The organism is Marinobacter sp. DSM 26671 (assembly GCF_900112835.1).
GTDB classification, from domain to species: Bacteria; Pseudomonadota; Gammaproteobacteria; order Pseudomonadales; family Oleiphilaceae; genus Marinobacter; species Marinobacter flavimaris.
The window spans coordinates 334,613-353,375 of the sequence record NZ_FONF01000001.1; the positions used below are offsets into that span (position 1 = coordinate 334,613).

General features: G+C 55.7%; 16 protein-coding genes. 1 reads left to right on the forward strand and 15 read right to left on the reverse strand.

Annotated features, from left to right (window positions below):
* Positions 1 to 439: 439 nt before the first annotated feature.
* The 11 genes from BM035_RS01480 to BM035_RS01530 form a co-directional block, all read right to left on the reverse strand.
* Entirely contained in the window at positions 440 to 1,504 is a 1,065-nt protein-coding gene (locus BM035_RS01480) for a protein-glutamate methylesterase/protein-glutamine glutaminase (RefSeq protein WP_092029922.1), read from the reverse strand.
* Positions 1,504 to 2,340, reverse strand: coding sequence for a CheR family methyltransferase (locus BM035_RS01485; RefSeq protein ID WP_092029924.1), 837 nt, complete (start codon positions 2,338 to 2,340; stop codon positions 1,504 to 1,506). The genes BM035_RS01480 and BM035_RS01485 overlap by 1 nt, the downstream gene beginning before the upstream one ends.
* Entirely contained in the window at positions 2,337 to 2,867 is a 531-nt protein-coding gene (locus tag BM035_RS01490; RefSeq protein ID WP_092029925.1) for a chemotaxis protein CheW, read from the reverse strand. The genes BM035_RS01485 and BM035_RS01490 overlap by 4 nt, the downstream gene beginning before the upstream one ends.
* 11 nt (positions 2,868 to 2,878) lie before the next feature.
* The gene (locus tag BM035_RS01495) at positions 2,879 to 4,558 is read right to left on the reverse strand and encodes a methyl-accepting chemotaxis protein (protein WP_092029927.1); all 1,680 of its coding nucleotides are present in this window, start codon (positions 4,556 to 4,558) and stop codon (positions 2,879 to 2,881) included.
* Positions 4,559 to 4,576: 18 nt separating this feature from the next.
* Positions 4,577 to 6,604 (reverse strand): chemotaxis protein CheA, encoded by a 2,028-nt coding sequence (locus BM035_RS01500; protein WP_092029929.1) that lies wholly within the window; start codon positions 6,602 to 6,604, stop codon positions 4,577 to 4,579.
* Complete coding sequence (locus tag BM035_RS01505) at positions 6,597 to 6,911, reverse strand: STAS domain-containing protein (RefSeq protein ID WP_092029930.1); 315 nt, start codon at positions 6,909 to 6,911, stop codon at positions 6,597 to 6,599. The genes BM035_RS01500 and BM035_RS01505 overlap by 8 nt, the downstream gene beginning before the upstream one ends.
* Positions 6,912 to 6,922: 11 nt before the next feature.
* Complete coding sequence (locus BM035_RS01510; RefSeq protein WP_092029932.1) at positions 6,923 to 7,285, reverse strand: response regulator; 363 nt, start codon at positions 7,283 to 7,285, stop codon at positions 6,923 to 6,925.
* A gap of 11 nt (positions 7,286 to 7,296) precedes the next feature.
* Positions 7,297 to 8,529 (reverse strand): methyl-accepting chemotaxis protein, encoded by a 1,233-nt coding sequence (locus BM035_RS01515; protein WP_092029934.1) that lies wholly within the window; start codon positions 8,527 to 8,529, stop codon positions 7,297 to 7,299.
* Positions 8,530 to 8,995: 466 nt separating this feature from the next.
* The gene (locus BM035_RS01520) at positions 8,996 to 9,808 is read right to left on the reverse strand and encodes an alpha/beta fold hydrolase (protein ID WP_092029936.1); all 813 of its coding nucleotides are present in this window, start codon (positions 9,806 to 9,808) and stop codon (positions 8,996 to 8,998) included.
* A gap of 54 nt (positions 9,809 to 9,862) precedes the next feature.
* Complete coding sequence (locus BM035_RS01525; protein WP_092029938.1) at positions 9,863 to 11,581, reverse strand: sensor domain-containing protein; 1,719 nt, start codon at positions 11,579 to 11,581, stop codon at positions 9,863 to 9,865.
* Positions 11,582 to 11,742: 161 nt separating this feature from the next.
* Positions 11,743 to 12,705 (reverse strand): sensor domain-containing diguanylate cyclase, encoded by a 963-nt coding sequence (locus tag BM035_RS01530; protein WP_092029939.1) that lies wholly within the window; start codon positions 12,703 to 12,705, stop codon positions 11,743 to 11,745.
* A gap of 316 nt (positions 12,706 to 13,021) precedes the next feature.
* Here BM035_RS01530 and BM035_RS01535 point away from each other — a divergent pair, with 316 nt between their 5' ends.
* Positions 13,022 to 15,061 carry a sensor domain-containing protein gene (locus BM035_RS01535; RefSeq protein WP_092029941.1) on the forward strand — a complete coding sequence of 680 codons (2,040 nt, stop codon included), beginning with the start codon at positions 13,022 to 13,024 and terminating at the stop codon, positions 15,059 to 15,061.
* Between the two features lie 35 nt (positions 15,062 to 15,096).
* Here BM035_RS01535 and BM035_RS01540 read toward each other — a convergent pair whose 3' ends face one another.
* From BM035_RS01540 to BM035_RS01550, 4 genes are all read right to left on the reverse strand, one after another.
* Positions 15,097 to 15,861, reverse strand: coding sequence for a HAMP domain-containing protein (locus BM035_RS01540; protein WP_092029942.1), 765 nt, complete (start codon positions 15,859 to 15,861; stop codon positions 15,097 to 15,099).
* The gene (locus BM035_RS22575; RefSeq protein ID WP_175497317.1) at positions 15,858 to 16,010 is read right to left on the reverse strand and encodes a hypothetical protein; all 153 of its coding nucleotides are present in this window, start codon (positions 16,008 to 16,010) and stop codon (positions 15,858 to 15,860) included. Before BM035_RS22575 ends, BM035_RS01540 begins: the two co-directional genes overlap by 4 nt.
* Before the next feature lie 52 nt (positions 16,011 to 16,062).
* A complete protein-coding gene (locus tag BM035_RS01545) occupies positions 16,063 to 17,859 on the reverse strand; it encodes a GGDEF domain-containing phosphodiesterase (RefSeq protein ID WP_254775333.1) in 1,797 nt (598 codons plus the stop codon).
* A gap of 149 nt (positions 17,860 to 18,008) precedes the next feature.
* Positions 18,009 to 18,473: a hypothetical protein gene (locus BM035_RS01550; RefSeq protein WP_217646292.1), complete on the reverse strand. Its 465-nt coding sequence runs from the start codon at positions 18,471 to 18,473 to the stop codon at positions 18,009 to 18,011.
* Positions 18,474 to 18,763 lie beyond the last annotated feature (290 nt).

Sequence of the window (18,763 nt, forward strand, 5' to 3'; positions counted from 1 at the left end):
CGAGATCACTTTCTGAAGGACTATTGTCGCACCGAGCAACCAATGTCCGCTTATTAATGCTAACCCTGCGCTCATACTAACCTCCCAATCGCATCGAAGCTTCGAGCAATATCTGGGTAGCCCCTTCTCAAGTGCCTATCGATCAATCATTTCACAAATTTGCATTTCTCCAAGCCCACGAAAGGAATTGCAGGACGCCTGAACTCCCCAAATTCAATACAATCGTATCGATAACTCCGACAAAGGAGGAAAATGCGACCTGGCCTCAAGACCTTCAAGAAAAAGAAGCATACTGTCGAGAGCAAAATCAAAGGCCCCAGGCTCGGCCGCCCGGCATAGTAAATGTTAAAAAGCTGCTGAAGCACTGGATATTCAATCTGGGAAGCGCGTCACCCACCAGATTATGTCAACTCTGCCTGAACGAAACGCTATGCCATGATCAATTGTTACTCACATGCCTCGTGATGAATCCGGAAATCTCCACTAATCCAGCCTGTTTCTCAACCGCCCCTCTATGCCACGCTTCCCGGGGCATACCGTAGACCACACTGCTGTCTTCATCCTGCCCGATGGTGTACGCCCCGGCCTCGCGCATCTCCAGAAGCCCTTCGGTACCGTCGCTGCCCATACCGGTCAGGATCACACCAATGGCATTGGCGCCGGCGTAACGGGCAACGGACCGGAACAACACGTTAACCGACGGCCGATGGCGACTCACCAGCGGTCCGTCTTCCAGACCAACCACATAACGGGCGCCGCTGCGGCGAAGGCGCATGTGCCGGTTCCCCGGCGCAATCAACGCATGCCCCCGCAGCAGAGAGTCACCGTCCTCGGCCTCCTTCACATTGATCCGACACAGGCTATTCAACCGTTCGGCAAACGATCGGGTAAAACCCTCCGGCATGTGCTGGACGATCAGTATTCCGGGGCAGTCCTCTGGAAGCGAAGACAGCAGTATACGGATGGCTTCGGTTCCACCGGTGGAGGCGCCTACGGCGATCACTTTTTCAGTGGTTTCGGACAGCGATTGTGCGGCCGGCAATTTACGCTGGACAACCGCGGGGGCTGGGATCGCCTGTTGCCGACCAATCCGCGCGCGTGCGGCGCCCTTGACGGCATCCAGTATCCGTACCCGGGACTCCTCCAGAAACTGCCGGGTGCCAAGAACCGGCTTGGTGATGATATCCACTGCCCCGTATTCCAGGGCGCGGATCTGGGTATCCGTGCCTGCCCCGGTGAGCGAGGAGCAAATCACAACCGGGATGGGCGCCTGGGCCATCAGCTTGCGCAGAAATGTGAGACCGTCCATCCGCGGCATTTCCACATCCAGGGTGATCACATCCGGCTTCACCGTGCGCAGTTTCTCAACCGCACGGTAGGGGTCGGACGCTGTACCCACCACCTCGATCAGGGTATCCGATTCCAGGATCTCGCTCAGTGTCTGGCGCACCACGGCAGAGTCGTCAATGATCAGGACACGGATGATTCCGTTTACCTCGTCCATCAGTCACGTTTCCTGTAGACCGCAGGCTCTTCGCTGATAAAGCCCGCCTGATAGGAACGGATGCTTTCCGAGTGACCAACAAACAACAGCCCACCCGGTACCAACGCCCGATTCATCCGCTGGACGATAGAAGCCCGATCCGTCTGATTGAAATAAATCATCACGTTGCGGCAGAAAATGATGTCGTAATGCCCGTCTGGGCCGTAATCATCGGATATCAGATTCACCGGCCGGACATTCAGGTGGGAACGCAACGCCGGCCCCATGCGAACCAGCCGCTTTACCGGATCCCGGCTGCGCAGGAAGTAGCGTTTGCGCAGCTCAAGAGGCACGGGTGTTACGCGATCTTCCGGGTAGATGCCCTGCCGGGTCTTATCCAGCATCGAAGGGGCTATGTCGGTCGCCTCGATGCGGAATTCGAGGCGCTGGAATTCCAGCGCAAGCTCGGACAGCAGGATCGCCAGGGAGTAAGCTTCCTCGCCGCTGGAGCAGGCGGCGCTCCAGACACGTAAAGGCCGGTCCGGCGGTGCTTTTTCCAGGCGGGCACGGAGATACCGCTCCAGAAACTGGAAATGCCCCGGTTCGCGAAAAAAATCCGTCTTGTTGGTGGTCAGCGCATCCACGAGCATGATCTGCTCAACCGATTCACCCGCTGGTGAAAGCGCAAAATTCAGGTAATCCGAGAAATCACCATGGCCAGTGGCGCGCATGCGCTTACGCAGACGCGCCTCCACCAGCTTGCGTTTGTAGTCCGGCAACTGGATGCCGGCAACACGCCCGATGTAATCCGAAACCCGCCGGTGGTCAGCCGTGGAAAGACCGTCTCCGGCGCTCATTCCATCGCATGCTCCGTTTGGGCCTCGGGCTGGCGCTCAGAGCCAGAGATCACCGATTGCAGCTCATCCGATGAGAAAATCTCGGACAGGCGCAGCAATATGATGAAGTGCTCGTCGTACCTGGCCATGCCTTCAATGAACTGGCTGTCAATCCGATTGCCAATGCGTGGCGCCGGGCTGATATCGGCGCCGTCCAGCTCAACCACTTCCTGCACCCGATCCGTCAGAATGCCCAGCGGAGTATCCTCACCGTCCACCTCAACATTGACGATCACAATGCAGGTATCAATGGTCGGTTCCGTTACCTGCATCCGGAAATGCTGCCGCAAGTCCACTACCGGGATCACCTTGCCCCGAAGGTTAATGACGCCGAGCATGAAATCCGGTGTTCTGGGCACCTGGGTGATCCTGCGGTATTCCAGCACTTCCTGGATACCGCTGATTTCCACCCCAAACCACTCGTCATCCAGCACAAAAGACAGCACCTGAAGGTGTTCAGCGGTCGCCGCTGCTTCGACTGTTGTCACGGCTCTGCTCCTCAGTAATGGACAAACTCTTTGTCGTCCGCATGAAGGTCGATATCAACACCGTTGGTCGCTGGCTTCTTCGACGCTTTCTGGCTGTTGGTAGCAGCCCCTGACCCGGGCTTTTTCGGGACAATAATGGCGCTTTCCTTCTGGCTCCTGCCCTTTACCGCACCCTGGTCGTCTATGCGAAAGAAGTCGACCGTGGAATTCATCTGCTCAGCCTGGGCCGACAGCTCTTCCGATGTCGCGGCCATTTCCTCGGCAGAGGCAGCGGACTGCTGTACCACCTGATCCAGCTGCTGCAGGGCCTTGTTGATTTCGTTCGAACCCTTGTCCTGCTCGACTGCCGCGGCGCTGATTTCCTGAATCAGTTCAGAAGTGCGCTGAATGCCGGGTACCAGCTCCTTCAGCATTTCACCGGCGCGCTCAGACACTTCCAGGCTGCTGCGGGAACGCTCAACAATCTCACCGGCAGCGCGCTGGCTGCGTTCGGCCAGTTTGCGGACTTCTGCGGCCACCACGGTAAAGCCTTTACCATGTTCTCCGGCCCGGGCCGCTTCGATGGCGGCATTCAGGGCCAGCAGGTTGGTCTGGCGGGCAATTTCCTCGATGATGCCGATCTTCTCGGCAATTTCCTGCATCGCAGCGACGGATTCGTGGACCGCTTCACCGCTGGCCTGGGCATCGGTTGCCGACTTGCGGGCAATCTGCTCGGTCTGGCGGGCGTTGTCCGCGGTCTGGGCAATGTTGGCCGACATCTCTTCCATAGAGGAAGACACTTCCTCCAGGGACGCTGCCTGCTCGGTTGCCCCTTCGGCAATCTGCTGGCCGGTGCTGCTCAGCTCAATGCTGCCGGCGGAGACGTTGTCCGAGGCTTCCTTGATCTCGGCGACAATGTCACGGAGCTTGGCGTTCATATTGCGGAGAATGCCGTATAGATCCGCATCACTGGCTTTCGGATCAAACCGCGTGTTCAGGTCGCCTTCGCCAATGCGCTTGGCAATCTGACCCACTTCGTTAATACGCCGGATAATAATCACTGCGGCCAGAAGTCCGACAATCAAGGACACCACCAGCATGGTCAGCAGTTGGTTACGGGCCTCGCTGTAACGCTGCTCTGCCAGCGCGGTGGCTTCCTGCATGTCGCCCTCCCCGACTTCGGAGACACTGGCCAGGGCCTTTTCAAGATTGGCCAGAGCAGGCTCACCGGAATTGACCAGCAATAGATAAGCCTCGCGATTGGCAGCAAGCACCTGGCTGGCCGATGCGCCACGGTCTTCCGTCAGGCTGGCGATCTTGCGTACCTCGGCGGTTACGGTCTGGAAGTTCTCCAGCGCCGTGGAGAACTGCGCCAAGGCCCGTTCACCGCGCTCGGAAACGGTCAAACCTTTCAGCGACTCAACGTACCCCTCAATCACCGCTCTGGCTTCCATGACAGACGCCTCGTACCGGTCCTTGTTGACCCCGGTTGCGGCCAGAACAACGTTTTTGTTGAGTCGATCGGTATTCAGAACATCCGCACGGATCTGTTCAGCCAGTTTTACACGCTCGGCAGGGCCTGCGATGGTCTCGTTCAGGCGCTCCCGGGCACGGTCCAGCGCCTGCAGACTCACGTAGCTGTTCACGCCAATCAGCAGGATCAGCACGGTGAATCCTGTGTACAGAAGGGTCTTGATGGTAATGCGTTTCATGGTTTTTCGGCTCCTTACTTACACGGCCGTGCTGTTGATATCGTCAATCAGTTCCGCAACATCCAGGATCATGGCGATGCCGCCATTGCCCAGGATGGTTGCACCCATAACACCTTCGGCGTCGCGATAGAGACGCCCCAGGCTTTTGATAACGGTCTGGGAGTGGCCAATCACTTCGTCTACCGTGATGCCGAACCGTTCTTTGTCCACATGGACGATCACTGTTTGCTCAATGTCCGGCTGCTGGCCCGCAACCGCGAACCATTCCCGCAAACGCAGGGACGGCACCAGACCGTCACGGTGTTTGACCAGCCGGGACCCGTCTTCCCGGCTGGACTCTGAAGCCCGGGTTTCGATGCACTCGTCCACCACACCCAGAGGAATCACAAAACGTTCGCCGGACACCGCCACCATCAGGCCGTCAATAATGGCCAGGGTCATCGGCAGGCTGATGGTAATCACCGTGCCCTCACCGGGTTCGGACTGCAGCTGAACCCGGCCCTGAAGACTCTCAATGGAGGTTCTGACCACATCCATACCAACACCGCGACCGGACACATCCGAGACCCTGGCAGCGGTCGAGAAGCCAGGTTCGAAAATCAGGTTGTAGATGGCGTCGGTATCGGGCGTGACGTCTTCCGGCACCAACCCGTTTTTTCGGGCCTTCTCCAGGATGCGCGCGGCATCGAGACCGGCCCCGTCATCGGATATCCGGATAATGATCCGGCCCTGCTCATGGGCGGCTTCCAGGCGGATAGTGCCTTTCTCGGGCTTACCCGCCGCCAACCGGGTTTCCGGCATTTCAATGCCGTGATCCAGGCTGTTGCGTAACAGGTGCACCAACGGGTCCGCCAGCTTGTCCAGTACCACCTTGTCCAGTTCGGTACCGGCACCGGCCGTCTCCAGAGCCACGTTCTTGCCTAACTCGCGGGAGAGATCACGAACCAGGCGACGGAAACGTCCGAAGGTGGAACCTATCGGCAACATCCGGATATCAAAGGTGGTTTCACGGAGGTTATTGGACAACCGGTCCAGTTCTTCCGCCAGCTCGCCAATGGATTCGTCTTCCCGGGAAATGGCCAACTGATCAAGGCGGGCCTGAAGAATAACCAGCTCACCAACCTGATCCATCAGGGCATCCAGCTTGCGCTGGGGCACCTTGATGCTTAATTCGGACTCGACCACCCGGGAAGCGTTGGAGGTTTGCTCCGCCGACGTTGGCCGTAGCGCCTGCTGATCCGAAGCCTGGGGCTGGTCAGGCGCTGCTGCCGGCACCAGGGCGTTTAAGGCCCGGGCATTGTCGTCTGTCAGCCAGCCGGCGGCGCTCAAACGGTCGAGATTGTGCCGGAAGGCGTCGGGGCTGAGCGGGTGCAAATCAATCTGCCAGTCTTCACGGACAAACAGAAAGACATCCCGGAGAGCGTTTTCTCCGGCGTCGGTGATAATCAGAACCTGCAGCTCCAGGGCGCAGAGTTCCGGATCTTCCGGCGCCCCGGCCAGTCGCAGGCTCAGCCCGCAGGCTCCCAGCCCCTGCAGCTCCCGAATCAGGGGCAGCACATCCATGCCATCGGTAAAGGCGCTTTCTGAAGGACGGACAAGGATCGAATAACAGCTCGACCCGGCAGACTGATCACCCGAATCTGTGTTTGCCTGTTGGGCCGCTACCGGGTTCGGCCCCTCGGTAAATTGCTGCAACCGGCCGACCAGCGCCAGACTGGCTTCGATCTGGCCGCTCTCCGGCACCGGTGACCGGAGCAGGCCATCGATCTGATCCTTGCATTCCAGTACCAGGTTGATGATCTCTGCGGTCAACCCCAGCCGCCCGGAGCGAACCCGCTCGAACAGCGTCTCAAGGTGGTGGGTAAATTCCGAGAGATGGTCGAACCCCACCATGCCGGACGAGCCCTTTATGGTGTGCATGGCGCGAAACGCGATGTTGATCTGGTCGGCATCATTCGGGGCAGCGTCCAGGCACAACAGCGCCTGCTCAAGGTTTTCAAGATGCTCCGCAGCCTCTTCGCGAAAAACCGTTTCCGAATCAGACATCAGTGACAAGCTCCGGGAACGGCTCGTTCTGGCGGATCTCGAGACTGATCAGCTCAATGATGCCGGCAATCGCCGACGGCACATTAACAAACACCAGCCGGTAACCAGCCGAGAACAGGCGGTTGCGCACGGCTAACAGCCATTGCAGGCCGGCAGAATCGATCTCGGTGACACCGGAAAGATCAAAAAGCCAGTCCCGGCGGGGCAGGCCGGAACTGGAAAACGATGCCTCAAGCTTGCGGACCTGGTAAATGGTCAGGGCCTCGGGGGCACTCCACACGCCTTTGGCAGTATCAGGGAGAGTCACGGTCGGTTACCTCACGCCAGCTTGGAAACCGCTGCCAACAGCAGTTCGGGCTTGAACGGTTTCACCAGCCATGCCTTGGCACCGGCGGCTTTACCTTCCATCTTTTTGCCTTCTTCGGATTCTGTGGTCAGCATCAGGATGGGGGTGAATTTGTGGTCCGCGCGCTTTTTCACTTCCTTGACGAAGGCGATGCCATCCATCACCGGCATGTTCACGTCGCTGACAATCAGGTGGAAGCGCTGACCATCCAGCTTACCCAGGGCATCGGCACCGTGTTCAGCCGTTACCACCTGATGACCGGCGTCTTTCAAGGCCATGCTTACAACCTGGCGAATGGAGGCGGAATCGTCGACTACGAGTATGTTTTTTGACATGGGCTTAAATCTCAGAAAAAAGTAAGTTCACTGGAGGCCGCGGCCTGGCAGGGGCGTCCGGGTGTTCCACCGGCCAGCGACTCGCGCTCAAACGCCGTCGTGGTGCGCGAGCGCAGCTGGTCCGCCAGCCTCTTGACGCTGTTCTCAAAGTTGCCAGGCACTTCGGTGTTCTGGTTGCACGCCAGGCTGTAGACATCATCAACTGACCCGGTAACGTGGGACAGAATCTGACTGAAATGGTCCTGGAACTGCAGCTGGATAATCACGTCGCGGATATCATCCTGAACGGACACGCCACTGCGCATGAGGGAATAATTGGCTTCGGCCAGACCATCCACCTTGGTGCTGATGTCCGCCAGGGTGTCATCAATCGCGCTCTGGAGCTGACGACGTGAGGCAGCCGAATCGGCAATGTTGCTCTGGACCAGAGCCACCGTTTCGCCAATCTGATGGCTGACCCGGCCCACCACTTCACTGATACGGTCGCCGGCTTCCGATGACCGGCCGGCCAGGGATCGGACTTCGCTGGCAACAACGGCAAACCCGCGCCCGGCTTCGCCCGCTCTCGCTGCCTCAATGGCTGCATTCAAAGCCAGCAGGTTGATCTGCTCGGCAATCTGCCGGACTTCGGCCGCAAAGCTGTCGAGCTGCGCAGTGTTCGCGGAAAGGGCTTCTACCCGTTCAAACGTCTGCTGGTCCCGGCTGCCGCCGGCTTCGAGCGACGCCAACAGTTGGCGAAACGTGTGCTCAGCGGATCGTGTGACCTCGCCCAGGACCGTATCGGTACCCCGGGTTCCTTCACCGGTGGCGACCGATAACTGGTCGCAGATGGTTTCAAATTTACCGGACAGGTCGGTAACCGCCTGCTCCATGATTTCCCGCCCCCCATTGAGAAGCTTGTTCCAGAGCGGCAGAAGTTCGGTAACGGACTCTATGAGCTGCTGGTTGGCCTGATCTCGACGGGCCAGGCCGTCAAGCCGCTCCTGGCAGGCGATCATTTCATTGCAGACCCGAGCGTACCTTGCCTGCAGGTCCCGGTATCGACGCCAGGCAAGAAAACCCAGGAACGGCGCCACTAGGGCAACCAAAGCACCGGTTAACAAATAACCGCCGGCAAACAGGAAGAATGCCGATGCAGCGCCGGTGCTGGCGAAGGTCAGAAACAGCAACAACGGAAACAACAGCCGGGAGATCTGGCTCTGATCTGAACCTGTTTCCGGGTAAATATCGTATTTGTTACCCATGCGAACCCCGCTATTCGACACCAATCTTTAATGTGAACCACGTCACACTTTCCGGGGCAGTTTAATTAGGTTATTTGGACAATAAGAAACACATTCCTGTGTCTTTTTTTGTATGGAATGCAAATTTATGTGGAATGAAAATCTGAAATAAATGTTATATTTCAAATATATACGGGTTACCCGAAATGCCTAACAAAAAAACCGGGTTGTACTTGATATAAGGCAAGAAACATCCTTGCACTTTTGGCACTATGCCCTGAGGAAAGCCGGAAGAAATCCGGGAATTCGAAGATGCCGACGATCAACCAGAAGCTGCCTGAGGAGGTCATGGCCAAGGACCGTCCACAGTAGTCGTCGACGGTGCTGGTGCGGGTTATGCCAGTTTTCGCCACATTATTGTCTTGGCAGCGGGTGACTTGCGGGCCAAAGGCTATACCTGATTGACGGTTTTCATATCATTGCCAGATCACTGCTCACGCAGCCACCGGATGATTTCGTCCCGAACAAGATCCGGATGGGTCATGTGGATACAGTGCCCCTCACTTGGTAATACATGCAGAGTGCTTTCGGGCATATGGGAATGCATGTATTTGCCAACATCCTCATTGGCAAGAGAGTCCACCTGGCTCTGAAGAATGAGTGTGGGGTGCTGGATCCTTGGCAGCAGATGCCGGTAATCCGAGAAGAAGGTTGCCCTGGCAAAAGTCTTCGCCACAACTGGATCGGTGGAGCAGAAGCTGTCGGACAGCTCACCTATCAGCATCTCGGAACTTTGGTTCCCCAACGCAAGCGGGGCCAGATAGCTTGCCCAGCCCATGTAGTTGCGGTCCATCAAATCGATGAGTTCCTCCAGATCCGATTGCTCGAATCCGCCGTTGTAATCCGGGGGCATATTTAGGAAACAGGGGGAGGGACAAATCATGACCTGGCTTGCAAAACGCCCAGGATCCTCAAGCGCCGCAATCATACCGATGGTGCAGCTTACCGAATGGCCAATGAAATGGACCTGCTGCAAGCCCAGTGCCCGGCAGATTTCATAGACGTCGCGGGCATAGCCTTCCAGCCGGGCATATCGTGACTCACTGAACGCTGAAATCTGCGATTTTCCAGACCCCACATAGTCAAAGAGAACCAGCGTATAGCGCTCCCTGAGTCCCGGCGCGAGGTACTGCCACATGTTCTGGTCGCACCCGAACCCGTGAGCGAGCATCAATGTTTTCGGGCCGGAGCCGACGATTGCCACATTATTGCGTGTAAGGATCTGTTCTCTGGTCAACATGTTAACTGGTGCTCCGTTTGTGTGACGCGGGCGCCCTGCCAAAAGGCTGCCCCGTTAAAGCAATCCCCGCTGTGGCCAGTCCCTCAACCAGGCCTCAAAGACCTGTGGGGGCATTGGCTTTGCGATGTAGTAGCCCTGCCCCAAGTCACAACCCAGTTCAGTCAGGCTCTGAACATGTTGTATGGTCTCCACACCCTCGGCGACCACATCACACTGAAAGGTGCCGGCAAAACCGATCACTCCCTTCAGAATGGCCAGATCCCCGGGGCTGGTCAGCATGTCACGGACAAAACTGCGGTCTATTTTGAGAATGTCCGCTGACAGATCCCGTAAGTGAGCCAGGCTTGAGTAGCCTGTGCCAAAGTCATCCAGGGAAATCCGGATGCCGAGCTTTTTGCAGGCTGTCAATACGGAAGATACGTGGTCGATGTCTTCGATAGCGCTTGTTTCAAGCACTTCCAGTTCAAGTCTATGTTTGGGAAGAGCGGGACAATCCATCAAAAGGTCTTTTAGTTGACGCAGAAAATCCGGATGCTGAAGGTGGTATCCGTCGATATTGACGCTGACATGCAGATCTATCCCACGCTCATGCCAGTGGCGCAACTGTGTTAACCCGCTGGCGATAACCCAGTGACCCAGTTCCACACCAGCACTTGTTTGACTGAGCGCGGGCAGAAAAGCAGCGGGCGCCAGCAAACCTCTGTCCGAGTGATTCCAGCGAAGTAACGCTTCTGCCCCAAGAACCTCGCCGGTACGCATATTTACCTTGGGCTGATAGAACAGCTCGAATTCGCCTGATGCTATGGCATTCCTGACCGCGGCAGCTTCCTTGTTCTTGCCCTTCTCGGAACGTTCCTTGTCGACGTTGAATAGACACAGCTGACGTTTTCCGGCGAGCTTGGCCTGATACATGGCCTGGTCAGCCTGGCGCACCAACTGGTCTGCGTCCACCGCCTCAGACTGCGGATACAGTGTCACCCCGGCACTGGCCGATATATGCAATTTCAGAGACTCCACCTCGAAAGGCTCCGAGACCTGCCGGATCAGACGGTTGAGAGACTCCTCTGCCTCGCTACTGCCAAACTCACCGGTTAACAGGATGACAAATTCATCACCACCAAACCGGGCAATCAGATCGTTGTTCCTCAGATTTGCAGCCATTCGTTTGGCAACCAGACGAAGCAGTTTATCGCCAACAGGATGACCATAGCGGTCGTTGACTTCCTTGAAACCGTCCAGATCGAGAAAGGCCAGAGCGAAGGCCAGCTGCGCCGATTCCGGATGTCCGATCTTCTGGTTGAGATGGCGAGTGAGCGCTGCACGATTCGGTAGGCCGGTCAGCTGGTCGGTATCGGACAGGTTATGGAGCAGAGAAATCTTCTGCTGGAGCAGTTTCCGGGCCTCTGTCAGCTCTGAAAACATTTGTTCGGAACGGTTAGCGTTACCGATGCTCCAGAAAATCCGTTCGGAATGAGGGTGATCGCGACACAGACTGACCACAACAGGTTTGGGCTCGCCGTGCCGGGTAACAAGACTAAGCCGGATTTCATCACACCGCCCCTCGCGCATCACCAGTGGCAGCAGATAGCTGTCATACATGATCTGTGAAGCCCGGCTGAGCAGGGTGAAAAGATCCGCCCCAACAAGTTCACTGACGCCATAGCCGTAATGCTCCTCCACAAAGCGGTTACAGTATAGGATCTGTCGCTTGGAATCGGACACCAGGCAACCCACAGGGAAGTGTTCAACCGAAAATGCGTCTGACATAGTCATGTGCTTGCCTGTACAGGAATTCTGAAAGCCTGGGAGTCAAGATTTGGGTGCTTTATTTTGCGAGTCTGATTGAGATTGCCCAGGCCGTCGACCTCAGAAATGTAAAAAGTTATCAATCAACATTGGAGCCCAGTTAATGAAAAGTCCGCCTCGGCGACCGATCAGTCCATCCGCTTTCGTTTCTGCTGATACATCATGGCGTCGGCAAGTTTCAGCAAGAGCTGTACCGAATGGTCAGTTTGCAAATCCAGCTCCACGATGCCCTCATTGAAACGAATGTCGTAAGGTTTACCAGAGTGTTCGTTGTAGTCCCGGACACCTTTTTCCAATCTGGCCACGCACTCTTTCGCTGCTTCTGCCGACGCATCATTCATTAGCAGAACAAATTCATCACCGGCCAGGCGGGCACTGGTATCGGATTCGCGGGTAAGGTTATCCAGCAGTCGTCCAAACGTTTTCAACGCACGATCGCCTTCGTCATGACCATACTGGTCATTGATCTGTTTGAACCGGGTGAGGTCGAAAAAGATCAGGGCAGCGGGTTTACCTAACCGATAACAAAGACTGATGGTTTTCTGTGCCTGGTGCAGAAATCCTCGCCGGTTAGGCAGGCCGGTCAGCTCGTCCTCGACGGCCATATGAATGGCGATCAGTTCGTTCTCGACGATTTTGGCGAGGTCTCTCAGCGCCTCACGATCTTCATCACTGAACGATCTGGGCACGGAATCAATGATGCATAAAGTACCCAAAACAATGCCGTTACCGAGCTTAAGGGGTTGTCCGGCGTAAAACCGGATATGTGGCTCCCCCAGAACCAGGGGATTAGTTGCAAAACGCGGGTCGAGCGAGGCATCCGGAACCACAAACGCCTCGTTCTGGAGAATTGCATGGCCGCAGAACGAGACTGATCTGGCTGTTTGCGACACCGGTAAACCGATACTCGACTTGAACCACTGGCGGTCACTGTCAATCAGTGAAACCAGGGCAATCGGCACGTTGAACATGCGCTTCGCCAGCCGGGTCAGGCGGTCAAAGCGATCCTCGGGGGCGGTATCGAGTATGTTTAACTCTCTAAGGGTATGGACTCTGAGCGTTTCGTCATAAGAGGTATCAAGTTTATTCATATTTCACTAAGAAAATCGGACTGGCCTTCAGGAAGCCCACCCATATCCGTGGTGCAGCCTTTAAGAGGGCGCGAAGTGTAAATAGCCAAGACCGTAAGGGCATCAGGGGCACTACGTACTCGCCTGTGTATCACGCAGGTTATTTAAATGTTTTACGGAGAGGATACAAAATGTCACACAAATAGGATCGCGTATCATTCCGGACCACCACAGCGTGACAATTGCAAAGTGCTGCGGCAAGGTTCAGCATGGGAAAGACAACCAACATAGAGGCCGAGTCGTACTTTTGAGACACAGATCGGACAAATGAAGCAGTATGTTCAGAAGCACGGACGGCCCCCTATCGGCCGTATTGAAAGCTGCCGCTGATGCGGTGGTCCTGATTGACGATACCGGAACCATCCAGCAGGTTTCTGACTCAGTTCAACGGGTATTCGGCTACACCCCCTCAGAATGCATCGGCCAGAACGTCAGTATGCTCATGCCCGAGCCTGACCGCAGCGCACATGATCGCTACCTGTCAAACTATCAAGCGGGTGGCGAAGCAAAGATAATCGGCATTGGGAGAAGCACCACTGGCCAGAAGAAAAATGGCAAAATTTTCCCTCTGCATTTATCAGTGGGACAATTCCAAGCCTCCAGACGCTCATATTATGTTGGTATCTGCCATGATCTCACCGACTACACCAACACACTGATCGAATTGGAACGTGCCGAGAAGCGATATAAGGATATCGTTGAGAGCCAGAAACATTTTATCTGCCGACTGGACAACCAGCTGCGTGTGACCTTTGCCAACAGCTCCTTTGCCTCAGTTCTAGGCAAATCCTATGACGAACTTATTGGCACCCACCTCGCTAGCCTGCTTTCGGAAGATTCGAGTCCCGGTGCCGAAGAACTAAAGACTCTTATCACCGACAATCAGCAAGACGAAGTCAACGTCCAGTTCCGTATGAGAACCGTCAATCAACCCAGCCACGCAGAGTGGTCTTTCAGGCGGGTTGAGAATTCCCTTAACGGGAAGGAAGAGATCCAGGGCCTGGGCGTGGATGTTTCGGACAGAGAAAGCGCCCTATCCCGGGCAAAGTTCCTGAAGGAACACGATCATCTCACGGGGCTACTGCATGGCCGCTCTCTGATCACAAGTCTCAAGAATTCTCTGGTTCCGGGCAAAATCTATGCGTTTCTCTGTATCGATCCGGACCGGTTCGGACAGGTTAATCAACGCTACGGATACGAATCCGGAGACAGTATCATCGTCGAGATGGCTCGCCGCGCCGCGTCTGTACTTCCCTCGTCCGCATTAATGGCCCGACCGGGCGGCGACGAACTGCTGGTAGTTTTTCCAGTCACGGACCAAACCGAAGCTTCAGAAATGGGGAAGCGTATCCTCGAAGTACTGACGGAACCCTATAATCTTAACGGCGAATCCCATGCTCTTGAGTGGCGTGGGGGCATAGCCCTGTATCCCGACCACAGCACCGAGCTGGCCCGGATGCCGGAACTGGCAGAGGCCGCCATGCGCGAAGCAAAATGGCAGAATCGCCAGTTGACGATTTTCACAGCAGCGTCCCATCGCGATCTCCTGCGACGGATATCCGTCGAACAGGCCCTGAAAACTGCGCTCGCCTCCGGAACCATCGATATTTATCTGCAACCCAAAGTGTCGCTGGCCACCCGATCCAAATGTGGGTACGAGGCACTTGCCCGGTGGCGCCACGAGGAGTGGGGCCAGGTTTCCCCGGGCGAGTTCATTCCCATCGCGGAAGCTGGTGGCCTCGGCCCGCAGATGGACCGATACGTGATTCGACGCGTTTCACAGATAGCAGCTATGATGCGAGCCAATCAGAACCACCCTCTTCCGATCGCGGTCAACATTACCGCCAATCACTTTTCTGATCCGGCATTCGCAGACTGGCTGGAAACGATTCTGGCTGAACATGATTTACCCTCGAACGCCATTGAACTGGAGATCACCGAGGGGGTGCTGATTGGTATGGCGGCCGCCATTTCTGACAACTTCCGGAAGCTTCGGGAACTTGGAATCCGGATCAGTATCGACGACTTCGGCACCGGTTATTCATCGCTGAGCTATCTGAAAAAGCTGGATGTGGATGAACTGAAAATCGACAAGTCTTTTATCGATGATCTGGCAGACCCGAAGGGGGAATTACTAGTGCAATCATTGATTGGCTTGGCCAGGGCTTATGGGCTGATTGTTACTGCAGAAGGAGTTGAAGCACCAGAGCAGGAGGAGGTGTTGACACGCCTGGGATGCGACATGATACAGGGCTATCTGTTCAGCCCGGCACTTCCGGAAGCCGAGGCCAGAGCCTGGTCTGTCTCCTCAAAGTGAAAACCGGGCGGCCTCCAAAGGCCACCCGCATGGAATCATCTGTGACGCCGATACTCCGCAAGCCTTTTCTGGAGCACCCCGTTCAGCTCTTCAAGCTCGGCAATCCGCCGTTCGCTGGTGCCCTTCTCCCAGGCAATCCGCTCAGCCAGGCGATCAATTTCCGAAGCGACTTCCGAGACCTCATCCAGCTGAGAATCGTTCACCCGCTGGCTGTACTCACCGTTATTGACTCGCCCCAGCACACGCCGGATGTGTTTCAGTCGCCGGACCAGGTAGTAACCGGCAGCAATTGAGAAGAGGGCTGCGGCCAATACTTCCAGAGCGGCAATAATCAGGCTTCTGCGCTTGACCTGCTCAATACCCTGCAGCTGTTCCCTCAGGTCCAGGCCAATCTCCACCGTACCGTAATTCAGCCCCGCCTTCACTATTGTGGCCTGCGCCATGTAAAGGCCAGGCAAGCCACCGGTTTCTCGTGAGCGCTGGAACGATCGACGCAGAGAATCCGAGTTACCTGCCTCGGCCAGAAGATGGCCATTGTAATCGGTTACGCGGGCAAATGCGGTTCCGGGGGTTCTGGCCGCAGCATCAACAAAAGACTGCAGGGAACCGAGGTCCAGAGATAACACGTCATCCGCAGCGGTAGCTGCAAAAATCCGGGCAATGGATTGGGCACGGCGTTCCACCTCATCGGTCGTTGACGAGTCGATGAAGTGAAATACCGAGTACAACAGCACAATCAGCATGACAACTTCGATCATGCCGATGCCAATCACGGCCTGGGCCCGGATGGACAGCTTCACGTGTCAGCCTGTGTCTGGATAAAGTCGAGGTCGAGGCCGAGGCCGAGGCCACGGACATGATTCCAATCCCGATCACCGGCCGGAATCAAGTTCTTCAAATTCGCCCGCTTGAGTAATGCCACCCGTTCCTCGCTATTGCCAAGATCCATCAACGCCACCTGAATATGTAAACCTGATGATCAACTTCATGCAGGCCACTCTTTAATGACCAACCGACACCAAACACCTGGTTTGCGCGGCGGGGTAACAAGTGCTCGAATCAAGGAGCAGAGCGAGGTAATCATTCAGTGGCATCGGTCTGTGCGCATAGTAACCCTGGATGAGAACACCGCCAATGCCCTCGATCAACTGCCACTGCGCTTCGTTCTCGACCCCTTCAATGACGCTTTTCATATACGCCTGCTCGGCCATTGCGATCACAGAACCCAAGAATCGGGCTTTGTCTTCATCATGCTCAATGCCATCGACAAAGCAGCGGTCGATCTTTAGCCGGTCTACCTTCAGTTCCCGGACATACTCCAGCGACGAATGGCCGGTACCAAAATCATCGAGGGCAAAGGTTACGCCCAGATCGTGCAGGCTACCGATCAGCTGATTGATGCGCTGGAATTCAAGGGCGGCATTGTCTTCAGTAATCTCCATGCACAGCGCGGTAGCCGGAATACCGGCATCAATCAGCAGACTCTGAACATCCTGCACCAGGTGATCGGCCAACATGGACGGGTTGAGGTTGATGGAGAGATTGCCATCAAAACCGAGGTTCCGATAAAGGGTTTGGGTCTCACGGGCAATCTGCCTGAATAGCCACCTTCCCAGCTCAACGCCCAGGCCGTAACGCTCACACAGATCTACCACACGATTCGGCGGCACAAAGCCGACACGCTCATCCCGGCAGCGCAGAAGCACCTCGGCACCGGTAACCAGGTTGATGTTTTCGGAACTCACGATGGGCTGATACACCAGGCTGAGATGGAGCGTTCCCGGTTCGTTGTTGAAAAACCGAATCAGGCCGGTGTGGACAAGCCGGTCCTCTTCGATCCGGCGGCGAAGATCTTCGCGGTTGATATAGTAATCGCGTCCTTCCAGTCGGGCCTGGGTCAGTGCCCGGTGCGCCCGCTGGTAGCGAACACTCCAGCCAGGGCAATTATCCTGGCACTGGGGATCTACCCCCATTGCTGCCGAAACGTGCAGCACTGAATCACCGGTGCGCCAGTCAAAGGTTGTCGCCTCAACCAGCCGCTCGATAATCGCCTCGATGTCCTCGGACGGCCTCACGGCCAGAAACATCACAAATCCGCTCTGGGAGGCCTGAATCAGCTCGTCACCCGCTTTCAGCTCTTTCTTCAGTTTGCTGGCGAACACCCGAAGCAGATCATTGCCACCTTCGGTACCAAAATCACTCAGAACAAGCTGAAAACCTCGAATTTCGCAAGTAATGATGGCTTTGTCGGGAGCCACGCCTCGAATACTGTGGAGGTACTGGCTGTTCGGAAGACCGGTGACAGGATCCTCTTTGGACTGCCTGCGCACAAAGGCGATGGCCAGAGCCAGATAGAGGAAAACCGCGACCAGGGCCGCCAAGGTGAGTATTCGGAGATTCGCCAGGCGATCGCGGGATTCCTCCACGGCAGTCACCAACCGACTGGCTTCATCACCGACGAAGTTATCGATGACCAGCTGCTGAATTCCGGTTTTCTGACGGTTCCATTGCTCCGACACAGAAGCAAGGCTGTCCGAACCATTTTCGTTCCCGGCCAGAATTGGCCCCTCAAGTGCCCTCAAATCACTGAACAGATTTTCCAGACGCTCCTCGTTATCCTCATGATCCCGCGTTGCCCTCGACTCGGCGCCATTCAGCAGGTAATCATACCGACTCCACAAAACATCGTAGCGAAGGGTCAACTCGTCCGGATCGCCTACACCATTCGCCGAAAGCGAGAGCTCCCTGTCAAACGCACTTGCCTCATTGCCCAACTGGGCCAGGTTCCAGGATGCCATTCGTATTGTGCTGAGAGACACCGACTGCAGTTTTCTATCCTGGAAATAGGTATAGAAGCTCCCACCCAATAGCAAGAGCACGATAAGGAACAGAAAGACGACTGTGGTCCGCGAAAACAGTCCGGAAAGGAGAGTGCCCTTGTTCACAGTTAGTTCAGCTCAATGCCGCTGAGCTGCCAGACCATATAACGATGAAAATCTTCCTCATCCAGTTCGGGACGCTGGGACAGCGGCAGAGTGATCCAGAAAGGGCCCCGGTCGCGAACCGACATCGTTTTGGCATCCCGACGGGTGGCAATGATCGCATCCAGCGACAGGAGCTCTTCCAGAGAACCGGTGACCTTGTAATCGTTCAGAGCGGTCAGGGTGATCTGTGTTTCGCCCGACACTCCAAATGTCTCCAGAATGCGGGCCAGGGTCGGACCGGAGAACTGAACCTCGCCGTCAAAGTAGGGGCTGATTGTCGAAAAGGTGGTTTGGGGAAAGCTTTCCAGCTCATTCCGGTCCAGAACGAGAGTATCTGCATTACTGGTGATCGTCAGCTTGGGGGCGGCAATCACCTGGGCAGAAACGGCGAAGATAATCAGCATAAAAATCAGTGGTAAACGACGCAATTCAGGCACCCTCTTGTCTGGAGAAATCAAAATTTCGGCCAAGGTAATGTGATTGATTTTTAATCGCTAGCAAGGATTTGTTACTTTGCGAAAAAACATTGTCAAACTCCGCAAAAATTCTGAACGGTGTTTAAATAAGCTTTTAAAATCAGTTATCTAAATTACCCAAGAATCCTTAAGAAATGCTAAGTAATTGCCGAAACAATGATTTCCAAACTTCTGGCACCTACCTGAATCCAAGAGCACTCGGTGATATAGCCCGAAAAGTACAGCACGGAAAAAATGGCAAT

What these genes read in the sequence shown, in the direction of transcription:
- BM035_RS01480 (WP_092029922.1), bottom strand. Translation starts at nt 1,504, where the DNA reads ATGGACGAGGTAAACGGAATCATCCGTGTCCTGATCATTGACGACTCT.
- BM035_RS01530 (WP_092029939.1), bottom strand. Translation starts at nt 12,705, where the DNA reads ATGAATAAACTTGATACCTCTTATGACGAAACGCTCAGAGTCCATACC.
- BM035_RS01525 (WP_092029938.1), bottom strand. Translation starts at nt 11,581, where the DNA reads ATGACTATGTCAGACGCATTTTCGGTTGAACACTTCCCTGTGGGTTGC.
- BM035_RS01510 (WP_092029932.1), bottom strand. Translation starts at nt 7,285, where the DNA reads ATGTCAAAAAACATACTCGTAGTCGACGATTCCGCCTCCATTCGCCAG.
- BM035_RS01535 (WP_092029941.1), top strand. Translation starts at nt 13,022, where the DNA reads ATGTTCAGAAGCACGGACGGCCCCCTATCGGCCGTATTGAAAGCTGCC.
- BM035_RS01485 (WP_092029924.1), bottom strand. Translation starts at nt 2,340, where the DNA reads ATGAGCGCCGGAGACGGTCTTTCCACGGCTGACCACCGGCGGGTTTCG.
- BM035_RS01545 (WP_254775333.1), bottom strand. Translation starts at nt 17,859, where the DNA reads ATGGCATCCTGGAACCTGGCCCAGTTGGGCAATGAGGCAAGTGCGTTT.
- BM035_RS01520 (WP_092029936.1), bottom strand. Translation starts at nt 9,808, where the DNA reads ATGTTGACCAGAGAACAGATCCTTACACGCAATAATGTGGCAATCGTC.
- BM035_RS01515 (WP_092029934.1), bottom strand. Translation starts at nt 8,529, where the DNA reads ATGGGTAACAAATACGATATTTACCCGGAAACAGGTTCAGATCAGAGC.
- BM035_RS01495 (WP_092029927.1), bottom strand. Translation starts at nt 4,558, where the DNA reads ATGAAACGCATTACCATCAAGACCCTTCTGTACACAGGATTCACCGTG.
- BM035_RS01500 (WP_092029929.1), bottom strand. Translation starts at nt 6,604, where the DNA reads ATGTCTGATTCGGAAACGGTTTTTCGCGAAGAGGCTGCGGAGCATCTT.
- BM035_RS22575 (WP_175497317.1), bottom strand. Translation starts at nt 16,010, where the DNA reads ATGGATCTTGGCAATAGCGAGGAACGGGTGGCATTACTCAAGCGGGCG.